Source organism: Nocardioides sp. J54, assembly GCF_000519005.1.
Taxonomy (GTDB): Bacteria; Actinomycetota; Actinomycetes; order Propionibacteriales; family Nocardioidaceae; genus Nocardioides.
Map to the genome: position 1 here is coordinate 1 of NZ_JAER01000009.1, position 12,899 is coordinate 12,899.

Here is a 12,899-nt window from a genome sequence, read left to right on the forward strand (position 1 = left end):
GGGGCGCCTCGCACCTCAACCAGCGGCGGACGGTAGGCGCTGGGGTTCTCGGTCCTCGACCACCAGCGCCGCGCTGCCGCGCGCGCGGTTGCCTTGCGTAGGTCCAGCCCCCGCCTGGCGGCAAGCCTCGGGTACTTCGCCGGACTCCCGGTGGTTGAGGTGCGACGAGCGCCAGCGAGGAGCCTCGAAACCTCCGGGCCTTCGTGGCGGGCTGTGCCCGGCACAGTCGGGCGCACCGGGCCGACGCGGGGGAACATCCCCGCCCGCCCCGCGGTTTGGGGAGGTGAGGGATCCCGCCGTAGGATCTCCCGTTGGCTCCGGTTCACGCCCGTATCCCGCGAGGCGACCCGGACCCCCGTTGAGAGGACACCATGAAGAAGGACATCCACCCCGAGTACGTCGTGACCCAGGTGACCTGCACCTGCGGCAACAGCTTCACGACCCGCAGCACCGCGACCTCCGGCTCGATCCACGCCGACGTGTGCTCGCAGTGCCACCCGTTCTACACCGGCAAGCAGAAGATCCTCGACACCGGCGGCCGCGTCGCCCGCTTCGAGGCCCGCTACGCCAAGGCTGCCAAGAAGTAGCTGCCTCCGAGCGCCGGTCCGTCCCTGCGGGGGTGGACCGGCGTTCGTCATTTCCGACCGCAGCACCTCCCGACAGCCACCTCCCCGAGGAGTCCCCCGTTGTTCGAAGCCGTCGAGGGCATGCTCGCCGAGCACGCCGAGCTGGAGGGCCGGCTCGCGCTGCCCGAGACGCACGCGGACGCCCGGCTGGCCCGGACCCTCAACCGCCGCTACGCCGAGCTGAACGCGATCATCGCGACCTGGCGCGAGTGGCGGCAGGCCGGCGAGGACGCCGAGGCGGCCCGCGAGCTCGGGGCCGACGACCCGGCGTTCGCCGAGGAGGTCGAGGGCCTGCTCGCCCAGCAGGAGGAGGCGGCCGAGCGGCTGCGCCGGCTCCTGGTGCCCCGCGACCCGGCTGACGACAAGGACGCGCTGCTCGAGGTGAAGTCCGGCGAGGGCGGCGAGGAGAGCGCCCTGTTCGCCGGTGACCTGCTGCGGATGTACACCCGCTACGCGGAGCGGCGCGGCTGGAAGACCGAGGTCCTCGACGCCACCGAGTCCGACCTCGGCGGCTACAAGTCCGTGACCGTCGCGGTCAAGGCGACGGGTACGACGGAGCCGGGCCAGGCGCCGTACGCGCTGCTCAAGTTCGAGGGCGGCGTGCACCGGGTCCAGCGGGTGCCGGTGACCGAGTCCCAGGGCCGGATCCACACCAGCGCCGCCGGCGTGCTGGTGATGCCGGAGGCCGAGCAGGTCGACGTCGAGATCCACGACAACGACCTGCGCATCGACGTCTTCCGCTCCTCGGGCCCCGGCGGACAGAGCGTCAACACCACCGACTCCGCGGTGCGGATCACGCACCTGCCGACCGGCATCGTGGTCAGCTGCCAGAACGAGAAGTCGCAGCTGCAGAACAAGGAGCAGGCACTGCGCATCCTGCGCGCCCGGCTGCTGCAGGCGGCGCAGGACGCGGCCGACGCCGAGGCCAGCGACGCCCGGCGCAGCCAGGTCCGCACCGTCGACCGGTCCGAGCGGATCCGCACCTACAACTTCCCGGAGAACCGGATCTCCGACCACCGCACCGGCTACAAGTCCTACAACCTCGACCAGGTCCTCGACGGCGACCTCCAGCCGGTCCTCGACTCCTGCGTCGAGGCCGACATGGCCGCCCGGCTCGCGGCGCTCGAGGAATGAGCGACGCCAGGCGGCTGGTCCGGGCCGCCGCCGAGCGGCTCGCCGAGGCCGGGGTCGCCAGCCCCGAGCACGACGCCGCCGAGCTGCTCGCCCACGTTCTCGGCACCACCCGCGGGGCGCTGTTCCTCCTCGACAGGGTCGACGACGACGCCCGCCGGCGCTTCGACGAGCTGCTCGCGCGGCGCGCGGCCCGGGAGCCGCTGCAGCACCTGACCGGCACCGCCGGGTTCCGCCACGTCGAGGTCGAGGTCGGACCGGGCGTCTTCGTCCCGCGCCCCGAGACCGAGCTGCTCGCCGGGTGGGCGGTCGACCGGGCCCGGGAGGTGGCGGCCGCCGGCCGCACCCCGGTGGTCGTCGACCTGTGCACGGGCTCCGGCGTGATCGCCCGCAGCATCGCCGACGAGGTGCCCCAGGCGCAGGTGCACGCCGTCGAGCTCGACCCGGCCGCGCACGCGTGGGCCGAGCGCAACCTGGCCGGCACCGGCGTCGACCTGCGCCTGGGCGACCTGGCCACCGCCTTCGACGAGCTCGCGGGAGAGGTGGACGTGCTGGTCAGCAACCCGCCCTACGTCCCGCTCGAGGCGTGGGAGTCGGTCGCGGTCGAGGCGCGCGACCACGACCCGCACCTCGCCCTCTTCTCCGGCGACGACGGGCTCGACGCGATCCGGATCATCGCCGTGCGCGGGCTGCACCTGGTGCGGCCCGGGGGAGTGGTCGGCGTCGAGCACGCCGACGTGCAGGGCGAGGCGGCCCCGGCGGTGTTCAGCGAGGGAGGGCGCTGGGAGGAGGTCCGCGACCACCGCGACCTCGCCGGCCGGCCGCGGTTCGTGACGGCACGCCGCCCCCGGTGAGCGGGCGGACGGATGCGAGGATGGGGGTCGTGAGTGCCGAGCGGTTCCCGACCGAGACCGACGAGCAGCGCGAGGCGGCGCTGGAGGCCGCCGGCCAGGCCGTGCGCCTGGGCCGCCTCGTCGTGCTGCCCACCGACACCGTCTACGGCGTCGGCGCCGACGCGTTCGACCCCTCCGCCGTGACCCGCCTGCTCGGGGCCAAGGGCCGCGGGCGGGAGATGCCCCCGCCGGTGCTGGTCGGCACGAAGGGGACGCTCGAGGCGCTCGCGACCCGGGTGCCGCCGTACGTCGCGCCGCTGGTCGAGAAGTTCTGGCCCGGCGCGCTGACCATCGTGTGCCACCAGCAGCCGTCGCTGCAGTGGGATTTGGGGGAGACCCGCGGCACGGTCGCGGTCCGGATGCCCGACCACGACGTCGCCCGCGCCCTGCTCGACCGCACCGGCCCGCTGGCCGTCAGCTCGGCCAACGTCTCCGGCCAGCCGGCGGCGCTCGACGCCGACGAGGCGGTCGCGATGCTCGGCGAGGCCGTCGCGGTCGTGGTCGACGGTGGCCCGGCCCCGGGCGGCGTGGCGTCGACCATCATCGACGCGACCGGTCCGCGCCCGCGCCTGCTGCGCGCCGGGGCGATCCCGGTCGAGGACATCGACGCGGTCCTGGTCGACCTCGGGCTGACGGTGGAGACCGACCCGACGGAGCCGACCGAGCCGTCCGATGCGTGAGTACCTCGTCGTTTTCCTCGTCGCGGCCGTCGTCACCTACCTGCTGACGGTCGTCGCGCGGGAGATCGCCGTGCGCACCGGGGCGGTCGCCAGGGTGCGCGACCGCGACGTGCACGCCGAGCCGATCCCCTACCTGGGCGGGCTGGCGATGCTCGGCGGCCTGTGGGCGGCCTACGTCGTCGCGAAGGGGCTGCCCTTCCTGGGCGGCGAGCGTGCGTTCGTCTTCGACGACGCGCTCGCGGTGCTGCTGGCCGGCACGCTGGTCTGCGCGGTCGGCGTGGTCGACGACATCATCGACCTCGACGCCCTGACCAAGTTCGGCGGCCAGGTGCTGGCCGTCGGGATCCTCGTCTACTCCGGCATCCAGTTCCGCTACTTCTACCAGTCGCAGGGCGAGGTCTTCTCGCTCGACCCGGGGCAGGGGGCGCTGCTGACCGCCTTCGCCGTCGTCGCCACCGTGAACGCCGTCAACTTCATCGACGGCCTCGACGGGCTGGCCGCCGGCGTCATCGGGATCAGCTCGGCCGCGTTCTTCCTCTTCTGCTACTCCCTCTCGGTGCTCAACGACGTCACCCGTGCGACGACGGGTGCGCTGCTCTCGGCCGCGCTGGCCGGGGCCTGCCTGGGCTTCCTGGTGCACAACTTCCACCCGGCCCGGCTGTTCATGGGCGACAGCGGCTCGATGCTGATCGGCCTGGTCCTCTCGGCGACCGCGATCACGATCACCACCCAGTTCGCGCCGGGCGACCTCACCCAGGGCGCCGACGGGACCCGCGCCAGCCTGCTGCCGGTCCTGCTGCCGGTGCTGCTGCCGATCCTGATCCTGCTGGTGCCGCTCGCCGACCTGGTCCTGGCCGTCGTACGACGGACCCGGGCCGGGCGCTCGCCGTTCGCCCCCGACAAGCAGCACCTCCACCACCGGCTGCTCGAGATCGGGCACTCCCACCGCCGCGCGGTCATCATCATGTGGCTGTGGGCCGGGCTGATCGCCTTCAGCGTCGTCGTGGCCAGCCTGTTCACCGGTCCGGCGGTGTGGGGCGCGCTGGGCGCGGGGTTCGTGCTCACGGTGGCGCTGACCTTCGCGCTGCCGCTGGTCAACACCCCCCTTGTCGAGCAGGTCATCGACCAGGCGCTGGAGACCTCCGACGCACCGCTGCCCGAGCCCGCCGAGGCGCAGGGGAGCACCCCCGATTCCGACGCCCCCGAGACCTTGTGATAACTTTCACGAAGTTCCGTCGCCCCGGTTACGGAGCCCTCCCACAGCCCGACGACCGCCTCGAGAAGAACGGCCGCCGATGATGACGACCGACAGCCGGACCCACCGCGTGGTGGCCCGTGCGGCCCTCGCGGCCACGGCGTCCGCGGTCGTGCTGGTCGGCGTCGCGGCCCTCGTCTCCGGCGGGCCGGCCGCGGCCGGCGCCGCCGTCGGGGGACTGATCGCGGTCGGCGTCTTCGCCTTCGGCTCCTTCGCCGTGGAGGCGGTCGCCCGCCTGCTGCCCTCGGCGTCGCTGCTCTTCGCGATGGTGACCTACACCTTCCAGGTGGCCCTCATGGCGCTGGTCTTCGTCGCGCTCAACACCTCCGGCCTGCTCGACGACGAGCTGGACCGGAACTGGGTCGGGGGAGCGATCATCCTCGGCGCGTTCGTGTGGATGGGCGTGCAGATCGTGCTGGCGACGACGGCCCGGATCCCGGCCTTCGAGACCCGGCCGTCCACCCCGTCCGAGGGCGGTGCGCGATGACCCGTGGCGACTGCTATTGTCCGGGGCGCAATGAGTCAGCCCGAGGAGAAGCCCCAGGGCGATCCGTGGCATGCGTTCGGCTACCTGGTGGCCGGGGTCGTGTTCTACGGCTTCCTCGGTTGGCTCGCGGACCGTTGGCTGGACACCACGTTCCTCGTAGCGGTCGGCATCCTCGTGGGTGCCGCGCTGGGGATCTACCTGACCACGAGGCGCTTCCGCATGGTTGCCTCCGAGCAGCCCGAACGCCCGAAGCCCGAATCCACAGACGAGCAGTGAACGCAGAGGAGACCTGGTGATCACCGCAGCCAGTGCCACCATCGCCGCCGAGGGGGAGTCGTTCCACGCTCCCGGCCCGAGCATCTTCGACCTGCCGCCGGTCTTCGAGATCGCCGGGTTCGGCGTGACGAAGCCGATGCTGCAGCTCGTGATCGCCGCGATCGTCGTCTTCGGCCTGCTGTACGCCGCGTCGCGCTCCCGCCAGCTCGTCCCCGGCCGGATGCAGTTCGCCGGTGAGGGCGCCTACAACTTCGTGCGCAACAGCGTCGCCCGCGACATCATCGGCAGCCGCGACTTCCAGAAGTTCGTGCCCTACCTGGTCGCGCTGTTCTTCTTCATCCTGGTGAACAACCTCTTCGCCAGCATCCCGTTCTTCCAGTTCCCGACCTTCAGCCGCGCAGGCATGGCCTACGCGCTGGCGGGGATGTCCTGGCTGATCTACAACGGCGTCGGCATGGCCAAGCACGGCGTCATCGGCTACCTGAAGCTGCAGAGCGTCCCGTCGGGTGTCAGCCCCTTCATGTACCCGCTGCTGGTGCCGCTGGAGTTCTTCTCGAACATCCTGGTCCGCCCGGTCACGCTGGCCCTCCGACTGTTCTGCAACATGTTCGCCGGCCACATCCTGCTGGTGCTCTTCGCCACCGGTGGTCTGTACCTCATCGAGCACGTCGGCGGCATCGGCTACGTCGCCGGCCCGCTCGCCTGGGTGCTCGCGATCCTCGTCAGCTTCCTCGAGATCCTGGTCCAGTTCCTGCAGGCCTACGTCTTCGTCCTGCTGAACGCGATGTACATCCAGGGCGCGCTCGCCGACGAGCACTGATCCACCAGATCCACCAGATCCACCGGATCTGCGCAGTCCAGCAGTTCCCGAACCACAACCCCACAGTTCTCGCACGAGAAAACAACCCGAAAGGAAAGAAGCCATGGGTGGCTCTCTCAACATGATCGGTTACGGCCTGGCCGCCATCGGCCCGGGTATCGGCATCGGTCTCATCTTCGCCGCGTACATCAACGGCGTCGCCCGCCAGCCCGAGGCGCAGAGCCGCCTCCAGTCGATCGCGATCCTCGGCTTCGCGCTCGCCGAGGCGCTCGCCATCATCGGTATCGCCCTCGCGTTCGTCCTCACCGGCTCCAGCACTGAGTGACGATCGTCGCAAGACGATCGCTGAGCACCGTCAGCAAGCTCGACCCAGATAGGTCAGGTCCATGAAATCACTGGTGATCCTCGCCGCAGCGGAGGGCGAAGAGCACAACCCGCTCGTCCCGCTGTGGGAGGAGGTGGCGATCGCACTCGTTGTGTTCGGCATCCTCTTCTTCGCCATCAAGAAGTTCGTCGCCCCGAACTTCGAGAAGACGTTCGCTGAGCGCTCGGCGGCGATCGAGGGCGGCATCGCTGCGGCTGAGTCGAAGCAGGCCGAGGCCGACGCCAAGCTGGCCGAGCTCGAGCAGCAGCTGAGCGAGGCGCGGCACGAGGCTGCCCGCATCCGCGAGGAGGCTCGTGAGCAGGGTGCCCAGATCGTGGCCGAGATGCGGGAGCAGGCCCAGGCCGAGGCTGCCCGCATCGTCGAGCACGGCAAGGCCCAGATCGAGGCCGAGCGCCAGCAGGCGGTCACCTCGCTCCGCGCCGAGGTCGGCACGCTCGCGACCGGCCTCGCCGGCCGGATCGTGGGTGAGTCGCTCGAGGACGAGGCGCGCCAGTCGCGCGTCGTCGAGCGGTTCCTCGCCGACCTGGAGACGGCCAACGCCTCCGACGCCGGCAAGGACGCGTGATGGTGTCCTTCCGCGGGGCCTCCGCCGACGCCGTGGCCGCCCTCACCGACCTGGTCGGTGGGGTGGCTGAGGCGTCCGCCGCCACGGTGGCGGGCGACCTGTTCTCCGTCGCTGGTGCCTTCCGGTCCGAGGCGGCGCTGCGCCGCGTGGTCACCGACCAGTCGGTCCCGGCCGAGGCCCGCGCGGGCCTGGTCGGCGACGTGTTCACGGGCAAGGTCGACGCGGCGACGCTCGGCCTGCTCCGTGAGGCAGCCGGTCGCCGCTGGACGCGCACCCGTGACCTCGCGGACGCGCTCGAGCAGCTGGGCGTCGTGGCCGCCGTACGCTCCGTCGGCATCCAGGGCGGCACCCTGGTCGACGAGCTGTTCGGCGTCCGCCAGCTGGTCACCGCCAACAGCGACCTGCGCAACGCGCTGTCGGACCCGGTCCGCTCCGCCGCCGACAAGGAGGCCCTCCTCGAGGGCATCCTCGCCGGCAAGGTGCTGCCCGCGACGCTGCAGCTGACCAAGCAGGCGCTCTCCGGCTCCTACCGGACCGTGGTGGCCGCGCTCGAGGACTACGAGCGCACCGCCGCCGAGGTGCAGGGGGAGGGCGTGGCCACCGTCCACGTCGCCCGTGCGCTGTCCGACGCCGACCAGCAGCGCCTCCAGGCCGCGCTCACGCGGCAGTACGGCCGGCCGGTCCACCTCAACGTCGTCATCGACCCGGAGGTCCTCGGAGGCCTCCGTGTGGAGATCGGCGACGATGTCATCGACGGCACCGTCGCCGCCCGGCTCGACGACGCGCGCCGCAAGATCGCCGGCTGACGCCGCACCACACCCACGACTTCACAGCTGTAGAGAAGAGAGAAGGCACCAGAGATGACGGAACTCTCCATCCGCCCGGACGAGATCCGCGACGCCCTCGCCAAGTACGTCGCGGACTTCCAGCCCGCTGCCGCGAGCAAGGAGGAGGTCGGCACCGTCGCCTCCGCCGCTGACGGCATCGCCCGCGTGTCGGGCCTCCCCTCGGCCATGGCCAACGAGCTCCTCGAGTTCGAGGACGGCACGCTCGGCCTCGCGCTGAACCTCGAGGACCGCGAGATCGGTGTCGTCATCCTCGGTGACTTCGACAAGATCGAGGAGGGCCAGACGGTCCGCCGGACCGGCGAGATCCTCTCGGTCCCCGTGGGCGAGGGCTACCTCGGCCGCGTGGTCGACCCGCTCGGCCGCCCGATCGACGGCCTCGGCGACATCGCCACCGAGGGCCGCCGCGCCCTGGAGCTGCAGGCTCCGGGCGTCATGATGCGCAAGTCGGTCCACGAGCCGCTCGCGACCGGCATCAAGGCCATCGACTCGATGACCCCGATCGGCCGTGGCCAGCGCCAGCTGATCATCGGCGACCGCGCGACCGGCAAGACCACGGTCGCCATCGACACGATCATCAACCAGAAGCAGAACTGGGAGTCGGGCGACCCGACCAAGCAGGTCCGCTGCATCTACGTCGCCATCGGCCAGAAGGGCTCGACCATCGCCTCCGTGCGTGGCGCGCTCGAGGAGGCCGGCGCGCTCGAGTACACCACGATCGTCGCCGCCCCGGCGTCCGACAGCGCGGGCTTCAAGTACCTCGCGCCGTACACCGGCTCGGCCATCGGCCAGCACTGGATGTACGACGGCAAGCACGTCCTCATCGTGTTCGACGACCTGACCAAGCAGGCCGAGGCCTACCGTGCCGTGTCGCTGCTGCTGCGTCGTCCGCCGGGCCGCGAGGCGTACCCCGGTGACGTCTTCTACCTGCACTCCCGCCTGCTGGAGCGGTGCGCGAAGCTCTCCGACTCGCTCGGCGCGGGCTCGATGACCGGCCTGCCGATCATCGAGACCAAGGCCAACGACGTCTCGGCGTTCATCCCGACCAACGTCATCTCGATCACCGACGGCCAGATCTTCCTGCAGTCGGACCTGTTCGCGGCCAACCAGCGCCCGGCCATCGACGTCGGTATCTCGGTCTCCCGCGTGGGTGGTGCCGCGATGACGAAGGCGATGAAGGCCGTCACCGGCTCGCTCAAGGTCGACCTGGCGCAGTACCGCGCCATGGAGGCCTTCGCGATGTTCGCCTCGGACCTCGACGCCGCGTCGAAGCAGCAGCTGGCCCGCGGCCAGCGGCTGATGGCGCTGCTCAAGCAGCCGGCGTACTCGCCGTACCCGCTCGAGGAGATGACCGTCTCGCTCTGGCTCGGCACCTCGGGTCGCCTGGACGCGGTCGACACCAACGACGTCCTCCGCTTCGAGGGCGAGTTCCTCGACTACCTGCGTCGTTCCCACGACGGCCTGCTCGCGCAGATCCGTGAGTCGCAGAAGTTCGAGGTCGAGGACGACCTCGCGGCGGCGTACGACTCCTTCCTGAACCAGTTCGAGACCTCCGACGGGGGCAGCATCAAGGTCGGGCACGAGCCCGAGGCCGAGGCGCTCGCCGACGACGAGCTCGAGCAGGAGCAGATCGTCAAGCAGAAGCGAGCCTGAGCATGGCCGTATCGCTGCGTGAGTACCGCGCGCGGATCAAGTCGACGGAGTCGATGAAGAAGATCACGCGCGCCATGGAGCTCATCGCTGCGTCCCGGATCATCAAGGCGCAGCAGCGGGCACAGGCGGCAGCGCCGTACGCCCGGGAGCTGACGCGCGCCGTGTCAGCGGTGGCGACGTTCTCCAACGTCGACCACCCGCTGACGCGGGAGGAGGAGAACCCGAAGAAGGCAGCGGTCCTGGTCATCACCAGCGACCGCGGCCTGGCGGGTGCCTACTCCTCGAGCGTCATCAAGGAGACCGAGCGCCTCGCCGAGCGGCTTCGTGCCGAGGGCAAGGAGATCGACTTCTACCTGGCCGGTCGCAAGGCGGAGGCGTACTTCCGGTTCCGCAACCGCCCGTTCGTCAAGGCATGGACCGGCTTCTCCGACCAGCCGACCTACGACAAGGCCGCCGAGATCGGCGCGGCCCTGATCGAGGCGTTCCTGAAGGAGCAGGGCGAGGACGGTGACGTGGACGAGGTCCACGTCGTCTACACCCGCTTCCGCTCGATGCTCACCCAGGAGCCGACCGCGATCCGGCTGCTGCCCCTCGAGGTCGTGGAGGGCGAGGAGGCTCCGGACGAGTCCGAGCTGCTGCCGCTCTACGAGTTCGAGCCGTCGGCCGCCGAGGTCCTCGACGGCCTGCTTCCGCAGTACGTCCAGAGCCGGATCTTCTACTGCCTCCTGCAGGCCGCGGCCTCCGAGCTCGCGGCCCGCCAGAAGGCGATGAAGTCCGCCACGGACAACGCCGAGGAGCTGATCAAGAAGCTCACCCGGATCGCCAACCAGGCGCGCCAGGCGGGCATCACCCAGGAGATCAGCGAGATCGTCGGCGGCGTGAACGCCCTCGCCGACGCCCAGGCCGCGAACGACTGACCCCACCAGAGACAACACCAAACGGAGTAAGACATGACTGCAACGGTTGAAGAGACCACCGCCAGCGGTGCGGCCTCGGTGGGTCGGATCGCACGGGTCATCGGCCCGGTCGTCGACATCGAGTTCCCGACCGACTCGATGCCCGAGATCTACAACAAGCTCGAGGCCGACATCACCCTCGGCGACGAGACCACCACGCTGCCCCTCGAGGTCGCCCAGCACATCGGTGACGGCATGGTCCGCGCCATCTCGCTGAAGCCGACCGACGGCCTGGTCCGCGGCCAGAGCGTCACCGACACCGGCGGCCCGATCACGGTCCCCGTCGGCGACGTGACCCTCGGCAAGGTCTTCAACGCCACCGGCGACTTCCTCAACCTCGAGGAGGGCGAGCGGGTCGAGGTCAACGAGCGCTGGGGCATCCACCGCAAGGCTCCGGCCTTCGACCAGCTCGAGTCGAAGACCCAGATGTTCGAGACCGGCATCAAGGTCATCGACCTGCTCACGCCGTACGTGACCGGTGGAAAGATCGGCCTGTTCGGTGGCGCCGGCGTCGGCAAGACCGTGCTCATCCAGGAGATGATCGCGCGCGTCGCCAAGAACCACGGTGGTGTGTCGGTGTTCGCCGGCGTCGGCGAGCGCACCCGTGAGGGCAACGACCTCATCGAGGAGATGAAGGACGCGGGCGTCTTCGACAAGGTCGCCCTGGTCTTCGGCCAGATGGACGAGCCGCCGGGCACGCGTCTGCGCGTCGCGCTGTCCGCGCTGACGATGGCGGAGTACTTCCGCGACGTCCAGAACCAGGACGTGCTGCTGTTCATCGACAACATCTTCCGGTTCACCCAGGCCGGTTCCGAGGTGTCGACCCTGCTCGGCCGCATGCCCTCCGCCGTGGGCTACCAGCCGAACCTGGCCGACGAGATGGGTGTGCTCCAGGAGCGCATCACCTCGACCCGTGGTCGCTCGATCACCTCGATGCAGGCGATCTACGTCCCCGCGGACGACTACACCGACCCGGCCCCGGCCACCACGTTCGCGCACCTCGACGCGACGACCGAGCTCTCGCGCGAGATCGCCTCGCTCGGTATCTACCCGGCCGTGGACCCGCTGACCTCGACCTCGCGGATCCTCGACCCGCAGTACATCGGTCAGGCGCACTACGACTGCGCGATCCGCGTCAAGCAGATCTTGCAGCGCAACAAGGAGCTCCAGGACATCATCGCGATCCTCGGTGTCGACGAGCTCTCCGAGGAGGACAAGATCATCGTGTCCCGTGCGCGTCGTATCCAGCGGTTCCTGTCGCAGAACACCTACGTCGCCAAGCAGTTCACCGGCATCGAGGGCTCGACCGTCCCCGTGGCCGACACCATCGAGGCGTTCAACAAGATCGCCGACGGTGAGTACGACCACGTGGCCGAGCAGGCGTTCTTCATGTGCGGCGGCCTCGACGACGTCGAGCGCAACTGGGCCGAGATCCAGAAGAGCCTCTGATCATGGCTGAGACCGCAGTCGAGCACCTGCACGTCGAGCTCGTCGCCGCCGACCGGACCGTGTGGTCCGGCGAGGCAGCGATGATCATCGCGCGCACGCTCGAGGGTGACATCGGCGTGCTGCGTGGGCACGCGCCGACCCTCTCGCTGCTGTCGCCGTCGGTGATCGAGATCCAGGTCGCGGACACGAACCAGCTCGTGGTCGCGGCCGTGGACGGCGGCTTCCTGTCGGTGGCCAACGACCGGGTCTCGATCCTGGCGGAGCGCGTCGAGCGTGCCGAGGACATCGAGGTGGACCAGGCTCGCGTGGACCTCGAGGAGGCCCGCCGCCTCCTCGACTCCAATGACGAGGCGGAGCAGCGCGTCCGGCACGCCGAGGCGCGCATCCGCGCGGCAGAGAAGGTCAGCTAGCACGGATGGCATGGTGGGAGTGGCTGCTCGACGTCTGTGGCGCCCTCCTGCTGCTGTGTGTGCTGTACGGCGCCGGACTCATCGTCCGGCGCCGTCTGCTGTCCCGGCACGGAGGCACCTTCGAGCTGAGCCACCGGTGCCGCACCGACCGTCCCGAGCGGGGCTGGGTGCTGGGCCTGGGCCGCTACTCGGGTGAGACGCTGGAGTGGTTCCGCGTCTTCTCGCTCTCGCCGCGACCCAAGAAGTCGTGGAGCCGCGAGGAGCTGGCGTACGACGGTCGCCGGGCGCCGCTCGGCGCCGAGCAGGCCTCGCTCTACCCCGACCACCTGGTCATCCAGTGCCAGTCCCCCTCGGGCCTGGTCGAGCTGGCGATGAGCGTGTCCTCGCTGACCGGCTTCCAGGCCTGGCTCGAGGCGATGCCCCCGGGCACCGACTGGAACCGCGCCAAGGGCAACCCCTAGGGCGTCG

16 protein-coding genes are annotated in these 12,899 nt (G+C 70.5%); all 16 read left to right on the forward strand.

Annotated features, from left to right (window positions below; genetic code table 11):
- Positions 1-371: 371 nt before the first annotated feature.
- The 16 genes from rpmE (at position 372) to NOCJ54_RS0108385 (ending at position 12,892) form a co-directional block, all read left to right on the forward strand.
- Complete coding sequence (gene rpmE / locus NOCJ54_RS0108310; protein ID WP_028655134.1) at positions 372-587, forward strand: 50S ribosomal protein L31; 216 nt, start codon at positions 372-374, stop codon at positions 585-587.
- A 99-nt stretch (positions 588-686) separates the two neighbouring features.
- On the forward strand, positions 687-1,760 hold the full coding sequence (gene prfA, locus NOCJ54_RS0108315) for a peptide chain release factor 1 (RefSeq protein ID WP_028655135.1): 1,074 nt from the start codon (positions 687-689) through the stop codon (positions 1,758-1,760).
- The gene (gene prmC / locus NOCJ54_RS0108320; RefSeq protein ID WP_028655136.1) at positions 1,757-2,611 is read left to right on the forward strand and encodes a peptide chain release factor N(5)-glutamine methyltransferase; all 855 of its coding nucleotides are present in this window, start codon (positions 1,757-1,759) and stop codon (positions 2,609-2,611) included. Before prfA ends, prmC begins: the two co-directional genes overlap by 4 nt.
- A 29-nt stretch (positions 2,612-2,640) precedes the next feature.
- A complete protein-coding gene (locus tag NOCJ54_RS24600) occupies positions 2,641-3,330 on the forward strand; it encodes an L-threonylcarbamoyladenylate synthase (protein ID WP_232221717.1) in 690 nt (229 codons plus the stop codon).
- Complete coding sequence (locus tag NOCJ54_RS24605; RefSeq protein ID WP_051485620.1) at positions 3,323-4,546, forward strand: glycosyltransferase family 4 protein; 1,224 nt, start codon at positions 3,323-3,325, stop codon at positions 4,544-4,546. Before NOCJ54_RS24600 ends, NOCJ54_RS24605 begins: the two co-directional genes overlap by 8 nt.
- A 79-nt stretch (positions 4,547-4,625) precedes the next feature.
- A complete protein-coding gene (locus NOCJ54_RS0108335; protein ID WP_028655137.1) occupies positions 4,626-5,072 on the forward strand; it encodes a hypothetical protein in 447 nt (148 codons plus the stop codon).
- Positions 5,073-5,102: 30 nt separating this feature from the next.
- Entirely contained in the window at positions 5,103-5,348 is a 246-nt protein-coding gene (locus NOCJ54_RS24610; protein WP_051485621.1) for an AtpZ/AtpI family protein, read from the forward strand.
- Positions 5,349-5,364: 16 nt separating this feature from the next.
- Entirely contained in the window at positions 5,365-6,168 is an 804-nt protein-coding gene (gene atpB, locus NOCJ54_RS0108345) for a F0F1 ATP synthase subunit A (protein WP_232221718.1), read from the forward strand.
- A 103-nt stretch (positions 6,169-6,271) separates the two neighbouring features.
- On the forward strand, positions 6,272-6,493 hold the full coding sequence (gene atpE / locus NOCJ54_RS0108350) for an ATP synthase F0 subunit C (RefSeq protein WP_028655139.1): 222 nt from the start codon (positions 6,272-6,274) through the stop codon (positions 6,491-6,493).
- 61 nt (positions 6,494-6,554) lie between these two features.
- The gene (locus NOCJ54_RS0108355; protein WP_028655140.1) at positions 6,555-7,118 is read left to right on the forward strand and encodes a F0F1 ATP synthase subunit B; all 564 of its coding nucleotides are present in this window, start codon (positions 6,555-6,557) and stop codon (positions 7,116-7,118) included.
- On the forward strand, positions 7,118-7,924 hold the full coding sequence (locus tag NOCJ54_RS0108360) for a F0F1 ATP synthase subunit delta (RefSeq protein WP_036517311.1): 807 nt from the start codon (positions 7,118-7,120) through the stop codon (positions 7,922-7,924). The genes NOCJ54_RS0108355 and NOCJ54_RS0108360 overlap by 1 nt, the downstream gene beginning before the upstream one ends.
- 54 nt (positions 7,925-7,978) lie before the next feature.
- On the forward strand, positions 7,979-9,616 hold the full coding sequence (atpA, locus tag NOCJ54_RS0108365; protein ID WP_028655142.1) for a F0F1 ATP synthase subunit alpha: 1,638 nt from the start codon (positions 7,979-7,981) through the stop codon (positions 9,614-9,616).
- Positions 9,617-9,618: 2 nt separating this feature from the next.
- Positions 9,619-10,533, forward strand: a complete 915-nt coding sequence (locus tag NOCJ54_RS0108370; protein WP_028655143.1) for a F0F1 ATP synthase subunit gamma — start codon at positions 9,619-9,621, stop codon at positions 10,531-10,533.
- A gap of 33 nt (positions 10,534-10,566) precedes the next feature.
- Complete coding sequence (gene atpD, locus NOCJ54_RS0108375) at positions 10,567-12,021, forward strand: F0F1 ATP synthase subunit beta (protein WP_028655144.1); 1,455 nt, start codon at positions 10,567-10,569, stop codon at positions 12,019-12,021.
- Between the two features lie 2 nt (positions 12,022-12,023).
- Entirely contained in the window at positions 12,024-12,431 is a 408-nt protein-coding gene (locus tag NOCJ54_RS0108380; protein ID WP_028655145.1) for a F0F1 ATP synthase subunit epsilon, read from the forward strand.
- 5 nt (positions 12,432-12,436) lie between these two features.
- Complete coding sequence (locus NOCJ54_RS0108385; RefSeq protein WP_028655146.1) at positions 12,437-12,892, forward strand: DUF2550 domain-containing protein; 456 nt, start codon at positions 12,437-12,439, stop codon at positions 12,890-12,892.
- The last annotated feature ends 7 nt before the right edge of the window (positions 12,893-12,899 follow it).

What these genes read in the sequence shown, in the direction of transcription:
- rpmE (WP_028655134.1), top strand. Translation starts at nt 372, where the DNA reads ATGAAGAAGGACATCCACCCCGAGTACGTCGTGACCCAGGTGACCTGC.
- prmC (WP_028655136.1), top strand. Translation starts at nt 1,757, where the DNA reads ATGAGCGACGCCAGGCGGCTGGTCCGGGCCGCCGCCGAGCGGCTCGCC.
- NOCJ54_RS24605 (WP_051485620.1), top strand. Translation starts at nt 3,323, where the DNA reads ATGCGTGAGTACCTCGTCGTTTTCCTCGTCGCGGCCGTCGTCACCTAC.
- NOCJ54_RS0108335 (WP_028655137.1), top strand. Translation starts at nt 4,626, where the DNA reads ATGATGACGACCGACAGCCGGACCCACCGCGTGGTGGCCCGTGCGGCC.
- NOCJ54_RS24610 (WP_051485621.1), top strand. Translation starts at nt 5,103, where the DNA reads ATGAGTCAGCCCGAGGAGAAGCCCCAGGGCGATCCGTGGCATGCGTTC.
- atpE (WP_028655139.1), top strand. Translation starts at nt 6,272, where the DNA reads ATGGGTGGCTCTCTCAACATGATCGGTTACGGCCTGGCCGCCATCGGC.
- NOCJ54_RS0108355 (WP_028655140.1), top strand. Translation starts at nt 6,555, where the DNA reads ATGAAATCACTGGTGATCCTCGCCGCAGCGGAGGGCGAAGAGCACAAC.
- NOCJ54_RS0108360 (WP_036517311.1), top strand. Translation starts at nt 7,118, where the DNA reads ATGGTGTCCTTCCGCGGGGCCTCCGCCGACGCCGTGGCCGCCCTCACC.
- atpA (WP_028655142.1), top strand. Translation starts at nt 7,979, where the DNA reads ATGACGGAACTCTCCATCCGCCCGGACGAGATCCGCGACGCCCTCGCC.
- NOCJ54_RS0108370 (WP_028655143.1), top strand. Translation starts at nt 9,619, where the DNA reads ATGGCCGTATCGCTGCGTGAGTACCGCGCGCGGATCAAGTCGACGGAG.
- atpD (WP_028655144.1), top strand. Translation starts at nt 10,567, where the DNA reads ATGACTGCAACGGTTGAAGAGACCACCGCCAGCGGTGCGGCCTCGGTG.
- NOCJ54_RS0108380 (WP_028655145.1), top strand. Translation starts at nt 12,024, where the DNA reads ATGGCTGAGACCGCAGTCGAGCACCTGCACGTCGAGCTCGTCGCCGCC.
- NOCJ54_RS0108385 (WP_028655146.1), top strand. Translation starts at nt 12,437, where the DNA reads ATGGCATGGTGGGAGTGGCTGCTCGACGTCTGTGGCGCCCTCCTGCTG.